General features: G+C 67.2%; 22 protein-coding genes. 15 read left to right on the top strand and 7 right to left on the bottom strand.

Annotated features, from left to right (window positions below; all coding sequences use genetic code 11):
- The first annotated feature begins 47 nt into the window (after window positions 1–47).
- From DTA15_RS34995 to DTA15_RS38805, 5 genes are all read left to right on the top strand, one after another.
- Complete coding sequence (locus DTA15_RS34995; RefSeq protein WP_012493353.1) at window positions 48–2,507, top strand: efflux RND transporter permease subunit; 2,460 nt, start codon at window positions 48–50, stop codon at window positions 2,505–2,507.
- Window positions 2,508–2,574: 67 nt separating this feature from the next.
- Window positions 2,575–3,654 (top strand): 3-ketosteroid-9-alpha-monooxygenase, oxygenase component, encoded by a 1,080-nt coding sequence (locus DTA15_RS34990; RefSeq protein WP_006483025.1) that lies wholly within the window; start codon window positions 2,575–2,577, stop codon window positions 3,652–3,654.
- A gap of 289 nt (window positions 3,655–3,943) precedes the next feature.
- Window positions 3,944–4,147: a cold-shock protein gene (locus DTA15_RS34985; RefSeq protein WP_006483056.1), complete on the top strand. Its 204-nt coding sequence runs from the start codon at window positions 3,944–3,946 to the stop codon at window positions 4,145–4,147.
- Window positions 4,148–4,611: 464 nt separating this feature from the next.
- Window positions 4,612–4,875: a translation initiation factor IF-1 gene (infA, locus tag DTA15_RS34980; RefSeq protein ID WP_006483034.1), complete on the top strand. Its 264-nt coding sequence runs from the start codon at window positions 4,612–4,614 to the stop codon at window positions 4,873–4,875.
- Between the two features lie 414 nt (window positions 4,876–5,289).
- A complete protein-coding gene (locus DTA15_RS38805; RefSeq protein WP_006483045.1) occupies window positions 5,290–5,460 on the top strand; it encodes a hypothetical protein in 171 nt (56 codons plus the stop codon).
- A gap of 106 nt (window positions 5,461–5,566) precedes the next feature.
- Here the strand turns inward: DTA15_RS38805 and DTA15_RS34970 are convergent, their stop codons facing one another.
- From DTA15_RS34970 to DTA15_RS34940, 7 genes are all read right to left on the bottom strand, one after another.
- Window positions 5,567–6,946: an MFS transporter gene (locus tag DTA15_RS34970; protein ID WP_006483018.1), complete on the bottom strand. Its 1,380-nt coding sequence runs from the start codon at window positions 6,944–6,946 to the stop codon at window positions 5,567–5,569.
- Window positions 6,947–7,115: 169 nt separating this feature from the next.
- On the bottom strand, window positions 7,116–8,147 hold the full coding sequence (gene dmpG, locus DTA15_RS34965) for a 4-hydroxy-2-oxovalerate aldolase (RefSeq protein WP_006483010.1): 1,032 nt from the start codon (window positions 8,145–8,147) through the stop codon (window positions 7,116–7,118).
- A gap of 16 nt (window positions 8,148–8,163) precedes the next feature.
- Window positions 8,164–9,063, bottom strand: coding sequence for an acetaldehyde dehydrogenase (acetylating) (locus DTA15_RS34960; protein WP_006483009.1), 900 nt, complete (start codon window positions 9,061–9,063; stop codon window positions 8,164–8,166).
- A 13-nt stretch (window positions 9,064–9,076) separates the two neighbouring features.
- Complete coding sequence (dmpE, locus tag DTA15_RS34955; protein WP_006483057.1) at window positions 9,077–9,859, bottom strand: 2-oxopent-4-enoate hydratase; 783 nt, start codon at window positions 9,857–9,859, stop codon at window positions 9,077–9,079.
- 99 nt (window positions 9,860–9,958) lie between these two features.
- The gene (locus DTA15_RS34950) at window positions 9,959–11,341 is read right to left on the bottom strand and encodes a DUF1329 domain-containing protein (protein WP_006483040.1); all 1,383 of its coding nucleotides are present in this window, start codon (window positions 11,339–11,341) and stop codon (window positions 9,959–9,961) included.
- A 40-nt stretch (window positions 11,342–11,381) separates the two neighbouring features.
- The gene (locus DTA15_RS34945) at window positions 11,382–12,947 is read right to left on the bottom strand and encodes a DUF1302 domain-containing protein (RefSeq protein WP_006483062.1); all 1,566 of its coding nucleotides are present in this window, start codon (window positions 12,945–12,947) and stop codon (window positions 11,382–11,384) included.
- A 155-nt stretch (window positions 12,948–13,102) separates the two neighbouring features.
- Window positions 13,103–13,882: an SDR family oxidoreductase gene (locus tag DTA15_RS34940; RefSeq protein WP_006483021.1), complete on the bottom strand. Its 780-nt coding sequence runs from the start codon at window positions 13,880–13,882 to the stop codon at window positions 13,103–13,105.
- Between the two features lie 137 nt (window positions 13,883–14,019).
- Here DTA15_RS34940 and DTA15_RS34935 point away from each other — a divergent pair, with 137 nt between their 5' ends.
- The 10 genes from DTA15_RS34935 (at window position 14,020) to DTA15_RS34885 (ending at window position 20,952) form a co-directional block, all read left to right on the top strand.
- Window positions 14,020–14,856 (top strand): alpha/beta fold hydrolase, encoded by an 837-nt coding sequence (locus DTA15_RS34935; RefSeq protein WP_006483031.1) that lies wholly within the window; start codon window positions 14,020–14,022, stop codon window positions 14,854–14,856.
- Between the two features lie 45 nt (window positions 14,857–14,901).
- Window positions 14,902–15,690 (top strand): SDR family NAD(P)-dependent oxidoreductase, encoded by a 789-nt coding sequence (locus tag DTA15_RS34930; RefSeq protein WP_006483065.1) that lies wholly within the window; start codon window positions 14,902–14,904, stop codon window positions 15,688–15,690.
- 37 nt (window positions 15,691–15,727) lie between these two features.
- Complete coding sequence (locus DTA15_RS34925; protein ID WP_006483005.1) at window positions 15,728–16,477, top strand: electron transfer flavoprotein subunit beta/FixA family protein; 750 nt, start codon at window positions 15,728–15,730, stop codon at window positions 16,475–16,477.
- Window positions 16,478–16,493: 16 nt separating this feature from the next.
- Window positions 16,494–17,438, top strand: coding sequence for an electron transfer flavoprotein subunit alpha/FixB family protein (locus DTA15_RS34920; protein ID WP_006483027.1), 945 nt, complete (start codon window positions 16,494–16,496; stop codon window positions 17,436–17,438).
- Between the two features lie 2 nt (window positions 17,439–17,440).
- Window positions 17,441–17,968, top strand: a complete 528-nt coding sequence (locus tag DTA15_RS34915; RefSeq protein ID WP_006483026.1) for an acyltransferase — start codon at window positions 17,441–17,443, stop codon at window positions 17,966–17,968.
- 80 nt (window positions 17,969–18,048) lie between these two features.
- Complete coding sequence (locus tag DTA15_RS39485) at window positions 18,049–18,435, top strand: hypothetical protein (protein ID WP_369719009.1); 387 nt, start codon at window positions 18,049–18,051, stop codon at window positions 18,433–18,435.
- 217 nt (window positions 18,436–18,652) lie between these two features.
- Window positions 18,653–18,952, top strand: a complete 300-nt coding sequence (locus DTA15_RS34900; RefSeq protein ID WP_012493350.1) for a hypothetical protein — start codon at window positions 18,653–18,655, stop codon at window positions 18,950–18,952.
- 167 nt (window positions 18,953–19,119) lie between these two features.
- Window positions 19,120–19,764 (top strand): DUF1326 domain-containing protein, encoded by a 645-nt coding sequence (locus DTA15_RS34895; RefSeq protein WP_006491659.1) that lies wholly within the window; start codon window positions 19,120–19,122, stop codon window positions 19,762–19,764.
- Complete coding sequence (locus DTA15_RS34890) at window positions 19,761–20,552, top strand: DUF2182 domain-containing protein (RefSeq protein WP_006483061.1); 792 nt, start codon at window positions 19,761–19,763, stop codon at window positions 20,550–20,552. Before DTA15_RS34895 ends, DTA15_RS34890 begins: the two co-directional genes overlap by 4 nt.
- Before the next feature lie 52 nt (window positions 20,553–20,604).
- Window positions 20,605–20,952, top strand: a complete 348-nt coding sequence (locus DTA15_RS34885; protein ID WP_006483033.1) for a copper-binding protein — start codon at window positions 20,605–20,607, stop codon at window positions 20,950–20,952.
- Window positions 20,953–21,118: the final 166 nt, after the last annotated feature.

The following is a 21,118-nucleotide window of genomic DNA, read 5'->3' as shown; positions in this document are numbered from 1 at the left end:
GTATCCGTTCGTTTCGCATCGCCCGTCCGTCCCGACACGAGAATTCCATGAACGACCTGTCACGTCCCCCTGAAGCCGTTTCCGCGTCGCGCCTCGCCACGTTCGTCGAGCGCTGCGCCAACACGATCATCCGCCGGCGCCGGCTGCTGATGCTGCTGTGCGTCGCGGTGACGCTCGCGCTCGGGCTGTCCGCGACGCGGCTGAAGCTCGATCCGGGCTTCAACAAGATGATCCCGATGCAGCACCCGTACATGCAGGTGTTCGAACGCTACGCGGGGGCGTTCCCCGGCGCGAACACGATCCTCGTGAGCCTGCGCTGGAAGGGTGACGGCGACATCTACAACCAGACCTTCATGGACGCGCTGCGCCACGCGACCGACGACGTGTTCTTCATCCCCGGCGTGAACCGTTCGCGCGTGTTCTCGCTGTTCACGCCGAACGTCCACTACACCGAGGTGACCGAGGCCGGTTTTCGCGGCGACGTGGTGGTGCCCGGCCAGTTCTCGAGCGCGAACCCGGACGATCTCGCGAAGGTGCGCCGCAACGTCGCGCGCTCGGGGCAGATCGGCCGGCTGGTCGGCAACGACCTGAAGTCGGCGCTGATCCGCGCGGAACTGCGCGAGACCGATCCCGCGACCGGCAAGCGGCTCGACTACAGCGCGGTCGCGCACCAGCTGGAGGAGATTCGCGCGAAGTACGCGAAACGGGGCATCGACGTGAACATCATCGGCTTCGCGAAGCTGGTGGGCGACGTCGAAGCCGGGATCGCCGGCGTGATGGCGTTCTTCGCGCTCGCGTTCCTCGTCACGGCCGCGCTGCTGTTCGCGTATACGCGTTCGCTGAAGACCACCGCGCTGGCGCTCGTCGTCGCGCTGCTGCCGGTCGTCTGGCTGCTCGGCGCGCTGCCGCTGCTCGGGCTCGGCATCGACCCGATGTCGATCCTCGTGCCGTTCCTGATCTTCTCGATCGGCGTGTCGCACGCGGTGCAGATGACCAACGCGTGGAAGCAGGCGCTGGTGCGCGGCGCGTCGTCGGTCGATGCCGCGCGCGACGCGTTCCGCAAGCTGTTCGTGCCGGGCACCGTCGCGCTGCTGACCAACGCGCTCGGCTTCATGGTGATCATGCGGATCAGGATCGACATCGTGCGTGAGCTCGGCATCACTGCATGCCTCGGCGTGCTGCTGATGATCGTGACCAACAAGGTGTTCCTGCCGATCCTGCTGTCGTACACGCGGCTCGAGCCCGGCACGCTGGCGCGCGCGCAGCGCACCGCGGCGGCCGGCGGCAGCCGGATGTGGTCGCGCTTCGCGGTGTTCGCGCGGCCGGCGCCGGCGCTCGGCGTGTTCGCGGTGGCGCTCGCGCTGCTCGCGTACGGCACGCTCGAATCGCGCCGGCTGGAGATCGGCGACATCGGCACCGGCGCGCCGGAGCTGCGCGCGAACTCGCGCTACAACGTCGACAACGCGGCGATCACGCACCAGTACAACATCGGCGTGGACGTACTGTCGGTGATCGTCGAGACGACCGGCTTCGACGACGCATGCCTGCATTACCCGGTGATGAGCGCGATCGAACGCTTCGAGATGAACATGCGCGGCGTGGCCGGCGTGCAGTCGGTGACGAGCGTGGCGTCGCAGGGCAAGGTGTTCATCGCCGCGTTCAACGAAGGCAACCCGCGCTGGGCCGCGCTGCCGCGTTCCAGCGACGGACTCACGCAGGGCGCCAACGCGTTCGATCCCGACAACGGGATGAACACCGCGAACTGCAAGGCGATCCAGGTCCTGATCTACACGAAGAACCACGAAGGCACGACCATCGCGCACATCGTCGACGAGATCAAGCGCTTCGCGGCCGAGAATCCGACGCCGAACGTCGCGTTCCGGCTCGCGGGCGGCAACGTCGGCGTGATGGCCGCGACCAACGAGGCGGTCGGCGACGCGGAGATCGCGATGCTGCTGTCGATCTTCGGCGCGATCGCGCTGCTCTGCGCGCTCACGTTCCGCTCGTGGCGCGCGGTGCTGTGCATCATCGTGCCGCTCACGCTCGTGTCGATCCTGTGCAACGCGGTGATGGCGCGGCTCGGCATCGGGCTGAAGGTCGCGACGCTGCCGGTGATCACGCTCGGCGTGGGCGTCGGCGTCGACTACGGGATCTACCTGTACGAGCGCCTGCAGCACGACCTCCGCCACGGCGCGACGCTGCCGGACGCGTTCGCCGATGCGATGCGCCAGCGCGGCACGGCGGCGCTGTTCACGGCCGTCACGATGTTCATCGGCGTCGGCACGTGGGCGTTCTCCGCGCTGAAGTTCCAGGTCGACATGGGCGTGCTGCTCGCGTTCATGTTCCTCGTGAACCTGTTCGGCGCGGTGTTCCTGCTGCCCGCGCTCGCCGCGTGGCTCGGCGTCGAGCGTGCCGAGCGCCGCCTGCCGAAGCAGCAGCCGTCGCCGGCGACCCCCGCGCCGCCGCAGCCGGCGCCCGCACTCGAACACGGCAACCCGGTGCGCTGAACGGCGCGCCGATTTTCCCCGCGCGCGGCGGGCCGCCGCGCGCTCTCCACAAGAGGAGTCAACCCACATGTCCGCACGCCCTTACAAGATCGAAGCCCAGCCGCTCGCGCAGCGCTATGCGCGCGGCTGGCACTGCCTCGGCCTCGCCCGCGACTACCAGGACGGCAAGCCGCATACGCTGAACATCTTCGGCCGCAAGCTCGCCGCGTTCGCCGATTCGACCGGCAAGGTCAACGTCGTCGACGCCTATTGCCCGCACATGGGCGCCGACCTGAGCCTCGGCACGGTCCAGGGCGACACCCTCGTGTGCCCGTTCCACGGCTGGGCGTGGAACGGCGAAGGGCAGTGCGCGTCGATTCCGTACTGCAAGCGGATTCCGCCGAAGGCGCGCATCGGCGCGTGGCCGACCTGCGAGGAAAACAACCTGCTGTTCGTGTGGAACGACCCGGAAGGCCATGCGCCGCCGGCCGAGGTCGCGATTCCGCGCCTCGACGTGTGTTTCTCGGACGAATGGTCGGGCTGGGTCATCGACAAGATGGTGATCCACGCGAATTGCCGCGAGCTGGTCGACAACATCTCGGACGTCGCGCACTTCGCGACCGTGCACCGTGCGCCGATCGACTATTTCGCGAACCTGTTCGAGCACCACAAGGCGACGCAGTTGTTGGTCGGCCGCAGCGAGAAGCTCGGCGGCGACAGCCTGACCGCGCTGTCGACCTATTTCGGGCCGGCCGTGCACATCACGCAGATGACGGGGCAGAGCAACGGGCAGCCGATCCATTCGGTGCTGCTGAACTGCCACGTGCCGATCGACATGAACAGCTTCGAGCTGCGGTACGGCGTGATCGTGAAGAAGGTGGCCGGACTGTCCGACGAGCAGAACATGGAGATCGCGAATGCGTACGTGAAGGAAGCGCAGCGCGCGTTCTACGAGGACGTGGACATCTGGCACAGCAAGACGCGGATCGACAACCCGCTGCTGTGCGAAGGCGACGGCCCGCTGTACCAGATGCGCGACTGGTATTCGCAGTTCTACCTGGACGTGGCCGACGTGCGGCCCGCGAGCGTCGCGCGCAAGGCGTTCGAGATGCGCATTCGCGAAGGCGACGCGCCGCCGGCGCTGCATCACGTGTTCGAGCCGCAGTAAGAAAGGGGCAGGCCGGCCGGAAAAGAGGGGCGCATCGAAAGCGCGTCGATCGGCCGGCAACACCCGCCGCAGAAGGCGCGCCGGGCGCCTGCGCTTGTGCGCCGCACCAAAAGAACTTGACGAAACGGCCGCTACCGCGTAGTGTCCGAGACCGAAGTCGTCAAGAAGTTCGATTGCTCATCATTGGCCGCACACCGTGCGGCAGTCGTTGGTCTCTCCCTCTTTGATTCTTTCTGTGCCCGTCGCGGGCGCATGTTCACCATTCGTCATTTGTATTAAGGAAGTATTTGTGGATACCGGTACCGTCAAGTGGTTCAACGAAACCAAGGGCTTTGGTTTCATTTCCCCGGACAACGGCGGCGACGATCTGTTCGCCCATTTCTCGGAAATTCGCGGCACGGGCTTCAAGACCCTGGCCGAAGGCCAGAAGGTCAGCTTCGAAGTGAAGCGTGGCCCGAAGGGTCTGCAAGCGTCGAACATCACGCCGCAGTAAGCCGCATCGGCAGCGGTCGCCGATCGGCGGCCGATGCCGGATGGAGTATCGCGCGGGGCGCTGCCTGACGGCGGCCTGTGCGTTCCGATGCGCACGACCGATGCATCGCGACATTCACGATGCATCGGTCGTGACGCCTCCCTCATCGCATGCCTGAACCGCATGCGACGCAACGCCCTCGCGAAGCGCAAGCCGTTTTGCGAGCGCATCACCGCTTCAACGCATCAACCCGAGCAGACCGCCGCCATGCCGTAGCTGGCGCGGTCCCGACTTGCGCGGCGCTGCTGGCGCCGCAGCCACCGACCGCCCGAACGTCGCAACGCGCCGGGCTCCGATCGCAAGACAGGCCCGAGGCCCGTCTGAACGAACCGATCCCGGCAGCCTGCCGGCCGCCGTCCCGTTTGCGGGAATCGGCGCCGGGCAGTCGCCGGCCGCGGTCAATCACCTTGTCTGGAGGAATTGGTTTGGCAAAAGAAGAACTGCTGGAACTGGACGGAATCGTCGACGAAGTGCTGCCGGACAGCAAATACCGTGTCACGCTGGAAAACGGCGTCGTGGTCGGCGCATACGCGTCGGGCCGCATGCGCAAGAACCACATCCGCATTCTCGCGGGCGATCGCGTGACGCTCGAACTGTCGGTGTACGACCTCACCAAGGGCCGCATCAACTTCCGGCACAAGGACGCGAATTCGCCGCGTCCGCCGCGAAGCGGGCAGCCGCGCCGCTAAGCGGCCACCATCGGTGCGCAGCAGCGCGCACCGATCGACACCCGTCCGGCCGCACGGCCGGACGAACCGGCTGAACGGCGCACGGTGTGCCGTTCGCCGGTCGCCGCGGCGCCATCGCGCCGCGGCGGCTTCTCCCGCCTTTGCCGGCGCCGTGCGTGTACCACGCTCAGGCGGCCGCGTCCTGCAGCAAGTCTCCCCGTTCCGAACCGCACGAGCCGGGCGAAACGCATCGTCGTCCGCACCGGCCGGCGACTGAACGCACCCGTTGCGACGTCGTTCGCCGGCGGCTTTACGCGCGGGCCGGCGCGGTCGTACACTCGTCGGCAATTCGCGGCCCGCACGCGGCTTTCAATCCCTTCGGTGCGGGCTCGTCACGACAACCTGCCGGACCGATTGTCCGCAAAGGATCCGAGCATGAGTACCGCCCCGACGCCGGACCCGCGCGATGCGCTGCCCGTGCGCGATGGCACGAGCCTGATCGCCTATCTGCACATCCTGAGGAAAGCGCATGCGGCGCTGGTTGGCCAGGATCACGCGCATCAGCGCTTCAGCGAGATCGTCACGCGCGGGCAGGCGCGCCAGTAACATCGAGGAACTGATGCCGGTGCTGCTGCGCAAGCGCGCCGAGCACCGGGCGCGCAAACATGGCGGGAAGCACCATTGAGCGAACGGCGGGTGCGCATGTGTCGCGTCATGCCGCCCGCTGCACGCTGACCGCCGATACCGCCGCGCCCGTCAGTTGAACCGCCGCGCCGGCGAGCATCGCGACGCGCAGGCCGGCCGCGCCGCCATGCGCGGCTGCGAACGCCGTGCCGAGCACCGCGATGCCGAGCGTCGCGCCGGTCATTCGCGCGACGTTGACGAGCGCGCTGGCGGTGCCCGAACGGGCCGCGTCGACCGCACCGACCGCGACGGTCATCAGCGGGCCCGTCGCGATCCCCATCCCGAGCCCCGTCAACGCCAGCCCGATTTCGGCGCCGAGCAGGCTCGCTGACTCGGCCGATGCGCCGATCGCGGCGAGCCCGCTCGCGATCACCGCGACACCGCCGGCCGTCGTCGCACGCGTGCCGATACGCTCCGACAACGGCCCCGACCAGGGCGACACGACGACGAACACGAGCGCCATCGGCAGCAGCGCGAGCCCCGCGCCGGTCGAATCGAGGCGGCCGACGCTTTGCCACGTCAGCGGCAGCAGGAACAGCACGCCGTACATTCCGAACGTCATGCCGGTGGTCGCGGCGATCGCGCCGCGAAATGCGCTGATCCGGAAGAGGTCCAGCGGCACCAGCGCGGATTCGCCGTGGCGGCGCTCGATCGCCACGAACGCGGCGAACGACGCGACCGCGATGCAGCCGGCGATCGTGCAGGCGACCGGTGCGTCGCGGAACACGATCGCCGCATACGCGAGCGCGCCGAGCGCGAGTGCGCCCGCGACTTGCGCCGCACCGTCGAAATGACGGCCGTGCGGATCGGACGATTCGGGCACGGCCGGAATCGCGAGCAGCATCGCGGCGACGCTCAGCGGCACGACGACGAAAAAGATGCTGCGCCAGCCGAAGTGCCGGATCAGCACGCCGCCGAGCGTCGGGCCGAGCGCCATCGCGACGCCGTTGCACGCGGCCCAGATGCCGAGCGCGCGGCCGCGCGCGACCGGATCGCGCCACACGACGCGCACGATCGCAAGCGACGCCGGCAGCAACAACGCCGCGCCGACGCCGGCCAGCGCACGTGCGGCGATCAGCACCGATACCGATGGCGCGAGCGCGCACAGCAGCGACGCAAGCGTGAAAACGGCCGTGCCGGCCATGAAGATGCGGCGCCGGCCGTACAGGTCGGCGAGCAGGCCGCCGGTCAGCAGCAGCACCGCGTACGTGAGGTTGTAGCTGTCGACGACCCATTGCAATGCACCGACACCGGCGTGGAAATAGGCGCCGATGGCGCGCGTCGCGAGATTGACGACGGCCGTGTCGACCTGCGCGACGAGTACGGCGAGGCACAGGGTCAGCAGGGTGACACCGCGCCGTTTGACGGCGCGCTCGGCCAGTGCGGCCAGTTCTCCGGTATGGGCCACGGGCGATGCTCCTCGGGTGTCGGACGTTCGAGCTTAGGGCCCGCCTGCTGACAGCGTGCTGTCAGCAGGCGGGTGCCCCGGGCGCGCGCAATCGACATGCCCGTGCATCCAACGACGAACGGGGCTTGCGCCCCGTTTCCGTTGGTCGGCCGTGCACGACCTCGTCCGCCTACGCCGCCACCTCCCGCGCCCGCACCATCGTCAGCGCCGCATCCTCGATCATGTCTTCCTGCCCGCCGACGAGCCGCTGACGGCCCAGCTCGACGAGGATGTCGCGCGCCGGAATCCCGTACTTCGCTTCCGCACGCTTCGCGAACAGCAGGAACGACGAGTAGACGCCCGCATAGCCGAGCGTCAGCGCGTCGCGGTCGAGACGGATCGGCGCATCCATGATCGGCACGACGAGATCCTCGGCGACGTCGGAAATCGCGAATACGTCGACGCCCGTTTCGATCCCCATCCGGTCGCACACCGCGACGAACACTTCCATCGGCGTGTTGCCCGCGCCGGCGCCGAGGCCGGCCGCCGCCGCGTCGATCCGGTTCGCGCCGGCGGCGACCGCCGCGACCGAATTTGCGACGCCCATCGCGAGGTTGTGGTGGCCGTGGAAGCCGAGCTCCGTCTCCGGCTTCAGCGCGTCGCGCACCTGGCCGATTCGCGCGGTCACGTCGTCGGGCAGCATGTGGCCGGCCGAATCGGTGATGTAGATGCAGTTCGCGCCGTACGACTCCATCAGCTTCGCCTGTACGACGAGCTGTGCCGGCGACGACATGTGCGCCATCATCAGGAAGCCGACCGTGTCGAGCCCGAGCGTGCGTGCGAGGCCGATATGCTGCTCGGACACGTCGGCCTCGGTGCAGTGCGTCGCGACGCGGATCGTGCCGACGCCGAGTGCGTGCGCCATGCGCAGGTGCTCGACGGTGCCGATGCCGGGCAGCAGCAGCGCGGACACCCGGGCCTGTTTCAGCTCCGGAATCACGGCGCTCAGGTACGCCTCGTCGGTGTGCGCGGGAAACCCGTAGTTGACCGACGCGCCGCCGAGGCCGTCGCCGTGCGTGACCTCGATCAGCGGCACGCCGGCCGCGTCGAGCCCGCGCGCGATGTCGCGCATCTGGTCGAGCGTGATCTGGTGGCGCTTCGGGTGCATCCCGTCGCGCAGCGACATGTCGTGGACGGTGATCTTCTTGCCTGCAAGTGACATCGTGTGGCTCCTCGGCTCAAGCGGTGGCGGCCGTCGCGGCCAGCATCTGTTCGGCGAAACGCTCGGCCGTGGCGGCCGCGGCGGCGGTCATGATGTCGAGGTTGCCCGCGTACTTCGGCAGGTAGTCGCCGAGCCCCTCGACTTCCATGAACACCGACACGCGATTGCCGTCGAACACCGGGCCGTTCTTCAACGTGTAGCCGGGCACGTAGCGTTGCACTTCCTTGACCATCGCATGCACGGACGCGGTGATCGCGTCGACGTCGGGCGGCCCGTCGGTCAGGCAGTGGATCGTGTCGCGCATGATCAGCGGCGGCTCGGCCGGGTTGATGACGATGATCGCCTTGCCCTTGCGTGCGCCGCCGACCTGTTCGATCGCGCCGGACGTCGTGCGCGTGAACTCGTCGATGTTCTTGCGCGTGCCGGGGCCGACCGAGCGCGACGACACGGTCGCGACGATCTCGCCGTACGCGACCGGCTGTACGCGCGACACCGCATACACCATCGGAATCGTCGCCTGGCCGCCGCAGGTCACCATGTTCACGTTCGTCTGCGCGCTGTCGAGATGCGCGTCGAGGTTCACCGGCGGCACGCAATACGGCCCGATCGCCGCGGGCGTCAGGTCGATCATCTTCACGCCGAGCGCGGTGAGCTTGTCGGAATTGTCGCGATGCACGTATGCCGACGTCGCGTCGAATGCGATGCGGATCTCGTCGCCGACGACGTGCGGCAGCAGCCCGTCGACCCCCTTGTCGGTGGTTTTCAGGCCGAACTCGCGCGCGCGTGCGAGGCCGTCGGATGCCGGGTCGACGCCGACCATCCACACGGGTTCGAGCACCGGCGAACGGCGCAGCTTGTACAACAGATCGGTGCCGATGTTGCCCGGCCCGATCAATGCGCATTTGATTTTCTTCATCGGGAGTGTTCCTTTAGATAAAGCGGACGTCGCAGCCGCCGATGCCGGCGATGTGCATCGACAGCGTGTCGCCGGCCGTGACCGGAATCAGTTTCGTGAGCGAGCCGGACAGCACGATCTCGCCGGCAAGCAGCGGCACGTCGTAGGCGGCGAGCGTGTTCGCGAGCCACGCGACCGCATCGGCGGGATGGCCGAGCGCCGCATCGCCGCGACCGCGCGCGACGGGCTCGCCGTTTTTCTCGATCGTCATCTCGCAGGCGGCGAGATCGAGCGTGCGCGGATCGACGCGCGCATCGCCGAGTACGTACACACCGCACGAGGCGTTGTCGGCGACGGTGTCCTCGATCCGGATCGCCCAGTCGCGGATGCGCGAATCGACGATCTCGAAGCAGGGCGCGACGGCGGCCGTCGCGGCGATCACGTCGGTGCGGTCGATGCCGGGGCCGCGCAGGTCGTGCGCGAGGATGAACGCGATCTCGCCCTCGGCGCGCGGCGCGATCAGCGAGTCGGTCGCGATCGCTTCGCCGGCCGCATGGTGCATGCCGGACAGCAGGATGCCGAAATCGGGCTGGCGCACGTTGAGCATGTCCTGCACGGCCTGGCTCGTCACGCCGATCTTCTTGCCGACGACCGCTTCGCCGTGTTCGACGCGGCGTTCGATGAAGCGCTGCTGGATGAGATAGGCATCGTCGAGCGACAGACGGCGCGGGCGGCTCGACAGCGGCGCGACCGGCGCGCGCGCGTGCCACGCGGCGTACAGCTCGTCGCCGAGCGTCGTATGCAGGCGGGAAGACATGAAAGGGCCCTCGAATGGAAAAAGGCCGCCGTCGCGGGCGGCGTCGTGCGCCGGAGCGGGGCTCCGGCGCGTGGAGCGCGGGCAGGCCGCGTCGATCGATCAGTTACCCGAACTACGGATCGCGTCCGGCGAGAAGTACGCTTCGCTGAACTGCGGGCTGTTGTCGAGCTTCGGCATCGGGCCTTCGTTGGTGAGGCGGTCGGCCATGTATGCGCCGGAGATCAGGTCGTGGAAGAACACGACGCCCGGATAGAACGTCTTCGCGTCGTACGCATACAGCGTCGTCGCGACGTTGGTGCGCCACAGCTGTCCGCGCGCGTCGTAGTTGTCGGCGAGCAGCGTCATCCAGGAATCCTCGTCGATGTACAGCACGCGCTTCGCATACTGATGACGGTAGTTGCTCTTCAGCGTCGCCTGCAGCACCCACACGCGATGCAGTTCGTAGCGGATGTACGCCGGGTTTTCATGCCCCTTGGTCAGCAGGTCCGCATACTTGACCGAGCTGTCCATCGCCTTGTAGTTGTCGTACGGCACGTAGATCTCGCGCTTGCCGACGATCTTCCAGTCGTAGCGGTCGCCGGGGCCGTTGTACAGGCGATCGTCGTCGACGGTGCGGAAGCCGCCCGGGCCCTGCGGCTGGTCATAGCCGTATTCCGGCGCCTGGCGCACGCGCCGGGTGCCGGGGTTGTACATCCACGTGCGCGACGCGTTGTCCGCGCCGGCCTTGTCCCAGTTCTGGAAGCCGACGATCAGCGAGCCGCGGTCGGACAGCGGCAACTCCGTCGCGTTGCGGTAGAACGTGCGGTTGTTCAGGTCATTCTTCACGTCGTACTTGCCGACGTTGCGCGGCGAGTAGATGTCATAGCGCACCTTGCCCCACGCGATGTTGCCGTCGGAATAGACGACCGCCTGGTCGTAGGTTGCCTGCTCTGCACCGATCGCCGACGACATGCGCTGATTCCACAGCAGCTCGGCCGCCGTCTTCGGGATCGGATAGGGCACCTGCGGCGGCGCGTTGGTCAGCCCGTTCGCGTCGGACGTCATCGTCGAATCGGGCGCGTACGTGCGGATGTCCTTGTAGACGGAATCGGTGTAGCGGAAATCGCGATGACTCGGGTAGACGTTGATCTTGAACGTGGCCGGATAGCGCTTGAACATCGCCTTCTGACCGTCGGTCAGATGCTCCGCATACTGCGCCATGTTGTCCGCGGTGATCGTCGCGACCGGCTTCTCGTTCGCGAACGGATCGGGGTAGCGGCCGCCGCGCTTGTACTGCACGTCGGGCGGCGTGCCGAGCCACTTGCCCGACCACTCCGGCACGCCGTTGTCCTTGCTCGCGGCGCGCAGCGCGCCCATCGGCGTCAGCGGGCCGTCGAGCGCCTTCAGGTCGTCCGGCGTGACCTTCGGGAACGACGCCGTCGCGACGACCGCGCACGCGGCCATCACCGAGGCGCGAAGGAGGGGGAGATGAATGCGTTTCATATCGATCCTCTTGTTGCTGAGTGACGAGCGGCCGGGCCGCTCAGAAGTGATAGGTCGCCGTGGCCAGTACGTAGTCGCGATCCGAGAGCGGACGCGTGACCGGGTTCGGCGAGCCGAGGAACTTGGCATAGACGAGCGACAGCTGCAGGTTGCTCAGGCGCGTGAAGGTCAGGCCGGCCGTCACGCGGTGATCGCCCTGGCCCGTCAGCGAGCCGAGCGCGCCGGCGAGCGGCGACGTGCCCGTCAGGTCGTGCGTGTAGGTCAGCGGCACGTCGAGATCCCAGCCGTTGAACACGTTCTTGTAGCTGAGCGTCCACGCGATCTCCATCGCGAGCGCGTTGCGCGAATTCGACAGCGTGGTCGAGCCGTCGAGCGCCGAGATGCTGCCTGCGTGCACGTACGTGAGTTCGCCGATCAGCGATTGCGAGTTCGCGAGGAAGCTCGGGCCGATCGAGTAGATGCCCGACAGGTTGGTCTGCAGCACGTTCGCGCGGGTCGACTGCGGGCCGGTCGCCGTATTGACCAGCACGGCCGCGCCCTGGCGGTACGACACTTCGCCCGCGACGTTCACCGGGCCGACCTGCGTCGAGAAGCTCGCGCCGGTCAGCTTGATGTTGCTGAAATACTTCTGCTGGTACTGCAGCGTCGGGAAGTACGTCGTGACGACGCTCGGGTTCATGTCGTTGTAGTGCAGGTGGTACAGGCCGAGCTCGGTGTCGCCGAGTATGCGAAAGCGCGCGCCGATCCCCCACTGGTTGCGTGCGCTCGGCTTGTCGTCCGGGCCGCGCGGAATGATCATCCCGCCCGGGCCGATGATGTATTGCGCGCCGGGGCCCGTGACGTCGGAGTAGCTCCAGTACGTGCCGGGCGCGGTCAGCCGGTTCTGCTGGTACGAGAACTGGTAGTAGCCGAGCAGGCTGAAGTTCGGCGTGATCTGCCACTGCGTCGAGATCTGCGGCACCGGCAGCAGGATGTCCTTGACCTCGGCGCCGGCCATGTACGACTTGGTCGCGTCGGACGGCCCCTGTGCGCCCGCGATGTTCGGGAAGAACAGGCTTTCGCCCCAGGCGACCACCTGATCGCCGACCTTCACGTTCAGGCTCGTCGAACCGAGATGGAACGTGTTGTACGCGTACGCGGCGAGCAGCGTCGTGTGGCCGCCCGACCAGTAGCGCGCGTCGCTCGTGAAGTCGTTGTACTGGCCGGAGTGGTTCACGGTGCCCGGCGCGTCGTTGTAGTTCGGGCGCCGATACGCCTGGTCGTAGAACGTGTCCGCGCGAACGAATATCCCCCAGTCGTCATGCTTCAGGTTCACTTCGCCGAGCAGGCTGACCTGGTTCTCGATCAGCTTGTTCTTCGCGAAGTTGCGATCGCCGTCGTCACCGTTGATGTTCGCCGGCGTCAGCAGATTGCCGCTCGGCGCACGGGTGCGCATGCCGAGGCCGTAACTGAGCGTGAACGTATAGTCCAGCGTCGTGTCGGCGCCGAGCGCGATCGTGCTGCCGGCGTGTGCGTCCGGAACGGCGCACGTCAGCAGCGCGGCGGCCAGCGTCGACAGCGTGGCGGCGGCCCGCTTGTCGGTACGGCGCGAAATCCGTTGATGCATGGTGTCTCCTCTTGGGGTATCGACGACGGTCGACTCTGTGTGTTGTCGTGAGAGGCAGAGTAGGGAGATCGCGGTAGCAGGGAATCGTCAAAATGAACTAGAGGACTTCCCTAGCATCGGCAACGACCGGCTGCGCACCGTGTGCGTCGCATGGTTCAGCGCGCGTCCGTCCGTGCGGCCGACAGGAACGCGGGCCGTTCGCCGCCGCCGTCGAGTCGCAGGTTCGCGCCCGACGTGTACGACGCGTCGGGCGATGCGAGGAACAGGCAGGCGGCGGCGACGTCGTCGGGTGTCGCGAGCCGGCCGGCGGGAATCGTCGCGCGAATCGCGTCGAGCGCGGCATCGTCGCCGTAGTGGCCTTCGGTCGCCGCGTCGGTCTGCACGAGGCTCGGGCTGATCGCGCACACGCGCACGCGCGGCGCCCACTCGACCGCGAGCGACGTGACCGCGTTGACGAGGCCGGCTTTCGCGGCGCCGTACGCGGCCGTGCCGGGCGACGGTCGCGATGCGCTGACGCTCGCGATGAACAGCATCACGCCGCCCGTGGACTGCGGCTGCATGATCGCGTTCACGCGTTGCGCGAGTTGCAGCGGCGCGATCAGGTTCAGCCGCACGATTGATTCGGTGAAGCGCGGCGACGCATCGGCCGCGAGCGCGAACGGCGAGCCGCCCGCGTTGTTGACGAGCACGTCGAGGCCGCCGGCCATGTCGCGAATCGTCGCGAGCATCGCGTCGACCTGCTCGATGTCGCGCAGGTCGGCCGCGACGAAGGCAGCCGTGCGGCCATTCGCCGACGGCGGCGTATCGGGCGCGCTGCGTCCGCAGACGAACACGCGCGCCCCGGCCGCGAGGAACCGTTCGGCGATGCGCCGCCCGATGCCCTTGGTGCCGCCCGTCACGAGCACCGTCTTGCCGCTGTAGTCGAATCCGTTCATCGTCGCCTCCGTTTCGGTGGACCGATGATAGGAACAAGTGCGCGCGGCTTCGTAGTCTGAAAGGATGATGCCAGCCGGCGCCGGCGGCGCAATCATCGTGGCAGGCATCCATCGAACGACGAAGGAGACAACCCGCGATGACGACCCCCACGACGCCGCCGGCCGGCATCTTCACCGACGTACCGGGCGGCATGCGCCTGCATCATTTCGAGGCGGGCGAGGGCCGGCCGGTGGTGTTCATTCACGGCAGCGGGCCGGGCGCCAGCGGCTTCAGCAACTTCAAGCACAACTATCCGGCGTTCGCGGCGGCCGGCCATCGCGCGATCGTCGTCGACCTGCCCGGCTACGGGCAGTCGTCGAAGCCGTCCGACGTCGCCTATACGCTCGATTTCTTCGTCGGTGCGCTGCATGCGCAACTCGCCGCGCTCGGGATCGGGCCGGCCGTCCTGCTCGGCAATTCGCTCGGCGGCGCGATCGCGCTGAAATACGCACTCGACTACCCGGACGAAGTGGACGGGCTGATCATGATGGCGCCCGGCGGCGTCGAGGATCGCGACACCTATTTCCGGATGGAAGGGATTCAGCGGATGGTGAAGCTGTTCACCCATCGCCAGATGAATGACGACACGATGCGCGAACTGCTGACGCTGCTCGTGCACGACCCGGCGATCGTGACCGACGCGCTCGTCGCCGAGCGGATGAAGGTATGCGTCGAGCAGCCGACCGAAGTGCTGTCGACGATGAGCGTGCCGAACCTGACCGCGGCGCTCGGCGATCTGCGCAGCCCGGTGCTCGGTTTCTGGGGTACGGACGATCGCTTCAATCCGGTCGGCGGCGCGCTGACCTTCCTCGAACGCTGCCGCGATGCGCGCTTCGTGCTGATGAACCGCTGCGGCCATTGGGTGATGGTGGAGCACGCCGATTATTTCAATCGGGAATGCCTCGATTTTCTTGCGGCGCGGAATACGCGATAACGTCGGATGCGCTCGAAGGCGCCCATCCGAATACAAGGAGACGACATGAAACTCATCGAAGAACTGTTCGACCTGCGCGGCAAGGTGGCCGCGATCACCGGCGGCGCGCGCGGTATCGGCGCCGAGACGGCGCGTACGCTGGCCGCGGCCGGCGCGAGCGTCGCGATTCTCGACGTGCTGTCGCAGCCGGCGCAAGCGCTGGTCGAGGACATCCGCGCACAGGGCGGCCAGGCCGCATTCTGGTCGCTCGACGTCACGCACGAGGCGGATGTGGCGCGCGTGTTCGACGAGATCGTCGCGCGCTTCGGGCGCCTCGACGTGCTCGTGAACAACGCGGGTATCGAAGGGCACAACGTGCCGACGCACGAGCTCACGCTCGCGCAATGGCAGCGCGTGCAGGACGTGAACGTCAACGGCGTGTTCCTGTGCACGCGCGCGGCGATTCCGCATATCGACGCAGCCGGCGGCGGGTCGATCGTGAACCTGTCGTCGATGTACGGGATCGTCGGCGGCCCCGACGTGCCCGCGTATCACGCGTCGAAGGCCGCGGTGCGGATGATGGCAAAGGTCGACGCGATGCTGTACGCGGCGAAGAACATCCGCGCGAACTCGGTGCATCCCGGCTATATCCGCACGCCGATGCTCGAGGACGCGTTTCGCCAGATGGGCCAGGACCCCGATCGCGCGTTCGAGTACATGCAGACGCACGTGCCGATGGCGAAGATCGGCAATCCGCGCGATATCGCGGCCGGCATCCTGTATCTCGTGTCGCCGGCAGGCCGCTACGTGACGGGCGCGGAGCTCGTGATCGACGGCGGGTTTACCGCGCGCTGATACGGCGCGCTCGCGCAACGGAACAGGAGACAGGCAGTTGAAAGTGCTCGTGGCAGTGAAACGCGTGGTCGACGCGAACGTGAAGGTCGGCGTGAAATCCGACCGGACGGGCGTCGATATCGCGAACGCGAAGATGTCGATGAACCCGTTCGACGAAATCGCGGTGGAAGAAGCGGTGCGGTTGAAGGAGGCTGGAGTCGCGACCGAAGTGGTCGCGGTATCGGTGGGTGTCGCGCAGGCGCAGGAAACGCTGCGCACGGCGCTGGCGATCGGCGCGGATCGCGCGATTCTCGTCGAGTCGAATGAAGGCGTCGAACCGCTGGGCGTCGCGAAGGTGTTGAAGGCGCTGGTCGACCGGGAGCAGCCGCAATTGGTGATTCTCGGCAAGCAGGCGATCGACGACGATGCGAACCAGACGGGCCAGATGCTCGCCGCGCTGGCCGGTCTGCCGCAGGCGACGTTCGCGTCGAAAGTCGTGATCGCCGACGGCCATGCGACGGTGGCGCGCGAAGTCGACGGCGGCGCGCAGACGCTGTCGCTTCGACTGCCCGCGGTCGTGACGACCGACCTGCGCCTGAACGAGCCGCGCTACGTGACGCTGCCGAACATCATGAAGGCGAAGAAGAAGCCGCTGGAAACGGTGAAGCCCGACGATCTCGGCGTCGACGTATTACCGCGCGTGAAAGTGCTCAAGGTGAGCGAGCCGCCGAAGCGCGCGGCCGGCGTGAAGGTGCCGGACGTGCAGACGCTGGTCGGCAAGCTGAAGACCGAAGCCAAGGTGCTGTAACAGGGAACGCAACGACATGACGATTCTGGTAGTGGCCGAGCACGACAACGTGTCGATCAAGGCCGCGACGTTGAATGCGGTGGCCGCGGCACGGGCGCTCGATGCCGCGGGCGTCGGCGATGTTCACGTGCTGGTCGCGGGCCACCACGCGCAAGCGGCGGCCGATGCAGCGGCAAAGATCGCGGGCGTTTCGAAGGTGCTGCTGGCCGATGCGCCGCATCTGGCCGAAGGCCTGGCGGAAAACGTCGAAGCGACCGCGCTGAACATCGCGAAGGACTACTCGCACATCCTCGCGCCGGCCACCGCGTACGGCAAGAACGTCGCGCCGCGTATCGCCGCGAAACTGGATGTCGCACAGATTTCCGAGATCACGGCTGTTGTATCGGCCGACACGTTCGAGCGCCCGATCTACGCGGGCAACGCGATCGCGACCGTGCAGTCGGGCGATCCGGTCAAGGTCGTCACGGTGCGGGCGACCGGCTTCGATCCGGTTTCGGCGGAAGGCGGCAATGCGACGGTCGAGAGGATCGACGCAGCGGCAGACGTCGGCACGTCGCACTTCGTGAGCCGTGAAGTGACGAAACTGGATCGGCCGGAACTCACCAGCGCGAACATCGTCGTGTCGGGCGGCCGCGGACTGGGCAGCGGCGAAAACTACACGAAGGTGCTCGAGCCGCTGGCCGACAAGCTGCAGGCCGCGCTCGGCGCATCGCGCGCGGCAGTCGACGCCGGCTACGTGCCGAACGACTACCAGGTCGGCCAGACCGGCAAGATCGTCGCGCCGCAGCTGTACGTCGCGGTCGGCATTTCGGGTGCGATCCAGCACCTGGCCGGCATGAAGGATTCGAAGGTGATCGTCGCGATCAACAAGGATCCCGAAGCACCGATCTTCAGCGTGGCCGATTACGGTGTCGTCGGCGACCTGTTCACGCTCGTGCCGGAAGCGGTCGCGGCGCTCTGACGATGCCGCTGTTCGAATTCAACGGGATGCGGCCGCGCGTCGATCCGTCCGCGTACCTCGACCCGAGCGCGGTCGTGATCGGCGACGTGACGATCGGCGCGCGCTGCTACATCGGCCCGCATGCGAGCCTGCGCGGCGACTTCGGCGCGATCGTCGTCGAAGACGGCAGCAACGTGCAGGACGGCTGCGTGCTGCACGTCGGGATCGGCGAGACCTGCCGGCTGGGCGTGAACAGCCACATCGGCCACGGCGCGATCGTGCATGGCGCGACGCTGGAGCCGGACACGATGATCGGCATGAATGCGGTCGTGATGGACGGTGCGACGATCGGCGCAACGACGATCGTCGCGGCCTGTGCGTTCGTGAAGGCCGGCTACGACGTGCCGCGCGGCGTGCTGCTGGCGGGCATGCCGGCGCGTGTCGTACGCCGGCTGAGCGGCGCGGAGATCGACGCGAAGGCGAATGGCACGCGGATTTATCACCAACTGGCGGCGGATTGCCTGAAGACGATCAGGCCGGTCGTCGATTGAGCGCGGTGGTGCGGAGAGCCGCCCCGCGATCCATGCGGCATCGCGCCTGAACGCGCGAAATCCTTCCGCCGTCGCGACGCATGCCGGCTTCCGTCGAGGTTGCCACAATCGATGCGCTTTTACGCATGCGGGTCAATCGGGACGATACCGGATCGATTGCGTCATGCATCGCCATTGGCTTAAGATCGTCGGGAAATCATCCCACGCCTTCAGCGTCAATGAAAAAGAGCATAAGCCTGCGGGTCGCCATCATCGCTTCGGCCGTTGCCGTGTACAGCATCTACATGCATGTCCAGCAGTTGATCAGCGGCTGCATGTGGGTCAGGGGCCATCAGCGCTGCAGTTTCGAAAACAGTACGAATTTCGAGGGCTGGATGGATCTGGACCTGATGATCACCTGCTGCTGGGTCGCCGCGGCCGTGGTCGGGTGGATTTCCGTTGCGCAGGGCACGAAAAAACCGGGTTAGCGGCCCACGCACGTCCTCGTTAAACGGGTACGACATGGCCATTCGATCGGGTCGAGCCTGTCAATCCGTGACAACGCGCATTCGCTGCCTGGTCGCGACGGCGCACGCGATGCGTTCGAGCCGGACATGAACGCGTGAGTCTGCGCCGGCAGACGCCGTCATCGCGGTCCCCGGCGAGATGGGCGTCAGCGCGCGGGTCGCGCGAGGGGAGGTTCCCGTGCAATTTCCGACAGGATCGGTGGTCGCGCTCAGTTCGGCCGCCGCGACGATGTTCTCGATGGGCATGCTGTTTCTCGGCTACTGGGGGTTGCACGAAGCGCTGCCCTGGCGGTTCGGCGACTACGTCGTGATCGTGCCCGCGCTGGCGGGTTTCGCGTGCCTCGCCAGCGTGCCGTTTCTTGCCACGTCGCCGATGAAAACCCCCGGCGACGAGTCGCGAATGTTCGTCGCGCGGCGCGTGTTTCTGTGCGGCGCCGGCGCCGTGTGGTGCGCGATCGTTGCTTCGCTGATCGTGTGAGAACAGGCGGACGAGACGGTTTCCGGCGCAACCCGGCGAACGCATCCTGAAACGTCTTACGTGAGGCCGGAACCCCCGGTTTTCACGCCGCCACGACCGCTTTGCTTTCCCCGATCGCGTGCACTAGATTCGAAGCGTTCGTCTGTTTCAGAGCGCGAGGTGGAGCCATGACACCGTGGGAAATTCAGGGAACCGAAATGATCAGTTGCAATTGCTCATACGGTTGCCCTTGCCAGTTCAATGCGCTGCCGACCAACGGCAACTGCGAAGCGATGGGGGCGATTTCGATCGACAGCGGCCACTACGGCGACGTGGTGCTCGACGGCGTCAGGATCGCGGTGGTGTTCCAGTGGCCGGGCGCCGTTCACGAAGGCAAGGGCAAGTGCCAACCGATCGTCGACGAGCGTGCCAGTCCGGCACAGCGCGAGGCCGTGCTGAAGATCATGACCGGTCAGGATACCGATCCGTTCGCGACGATGTTTTCGGTGTATGCGTCGACGCTCGAGCACGCGTTCGAGCCGATCTTCACGAAGATCGATTTCGACGTTGACGTCGATGCGCGGCGCGGCCGGATTCACGTGGACGGTGTGTTCGACGCAGCCGGCGAACCCATCCACAATCCGGTGACGGGTGCCGAGCACCGTGTGCGGATCGACCTGCCGCACGGTTTCGAATACGAGCTGGCCGAGATCGGTTCGGGCACGGGGCGCTCGCAGGGCAACATCGCGCTGAATCTCGACGGAACCTATGCGCAATTCGCGCGGCTGCATCTGAACAACCACGGGCTGATTCGGCATCGCGCCGCGGCATGACGCCGTTCGACACCTGGCTCGCCCGCGAGCGCGCCGTCACGCTGATCGGCATGGCCGCGCTCGTCGGCCTGTGCTGGTTCTATCTGTGGACGGGCGCGGGAACCGGCATGTCGGCGCGGGAGATGACGACCGTCGCGCTGTTTCCGCATCGGCTGGCGGACGGCATGGGCAGCATGGATCCGCCTCTGCCGACCGTGATCGCGATGTGGTGGGTGATGATGATCGCGATGATGACGCCCGGCGCGGCGCCGCTCGTGATGCTGTACCGGCGCGTGCTACGGCAGCACGGCGACGGGGCGACGGGATCGGCGTTCACGTCGGTGGCGCTGCTGACCGGCTATCTGACGACGTGGCTCGCGTTCTCGATCGGCGCGGCGCTGCTTCAGGCGCTGCTGCAACCGGCCGGGCTGATCTCCGCGATGATGCTGTGGTCGAAGAGTGCGCGCCTTTCCGCCATCGTGCTGGCGCTGGCCGGGCTTTATCAATTCTCGCCGCTGAAACGCGCGTGCCTGCGGCAATGCCGGGCGCCGGCTGCATTCCTGGTCGCGCACTGGCGCCCGGGCGTCGCCGGCAGTTTCCTGCTGGGCGTGCGGCACGGCATCGTTTGCGTGGGCTGCTGCTGGTTGCTGATGGCGCTGCTGTTCGTCGGCGGCGTGATGAACGTGGTGTGGATCGTCGCGTTGTCGCTGTTCGTGTTCGTGGAGAAGGTGCTGCCCGGTGGCGAGCGTATCGGCCGCGTGCTGGGTGTCGTGCTGATCGCGTGGGCCGGTGCGACGTTGATCGTGTGATGCGTGGCGCTGGCTGGCGACGGAAACGCGCTGGCTCGACGGGAGATGCTCGATGAAGACCTGTTTTCGCGCTGTCGTCGTGTCGTGCGCGATGGCGACCATTGCCATGCCGGCGCTCGCCGGCGGCGACATGCCGGGCATGAACGCAGGCGGCGCGACCATGTCGGCGTCGAATGCGACGCTGACCGATGCCGAAGTCAAGGCAATCGATGCCGGCCGCAGGCTCGTGACGCTGAAGCACGGCGCGCTCGACAACATCGGCATGCCGCCGATGACGATGGCATTCAAGGCCGGCGACGCGGCGATGATCCCGCCGCTGCATGTGGGCGACAAGGTTCGGGTTCGGGTGGAAAACGTCAACGGCACGCTGACGATCGTGAAGCTGGTGAAGCGGCCGTGACGAGGATGCTGCCGGTTTTTCCCGGTCGGTGCTACGTAACGCGGGGCCGGTGTTACGTCAGCGCGATCGGAATGCCAGGACGGGACGCGCCGCGACGCACGATCCGCACGCGATGTGCCGTGACGCGCAGTGCGGCCCGGACCGCGATCGAAAGGCGATCGTGACA

The sequence above is a fragment of the Burkholderia cenocepacia genome (genome assembly GCF_900446215.1).
Taxonomy (GTDB): Bacteria; Pseudomonadota; Gammaproteobacteria; order Burkholderiales; family Burkholderiaceae; genus Burkholderia; species Burkholderia cenocepacia.
Note: the sequence above shows the minus strand (reverse complement) of the source record. Positions and strands in the feature narration are given on the sequence as shown.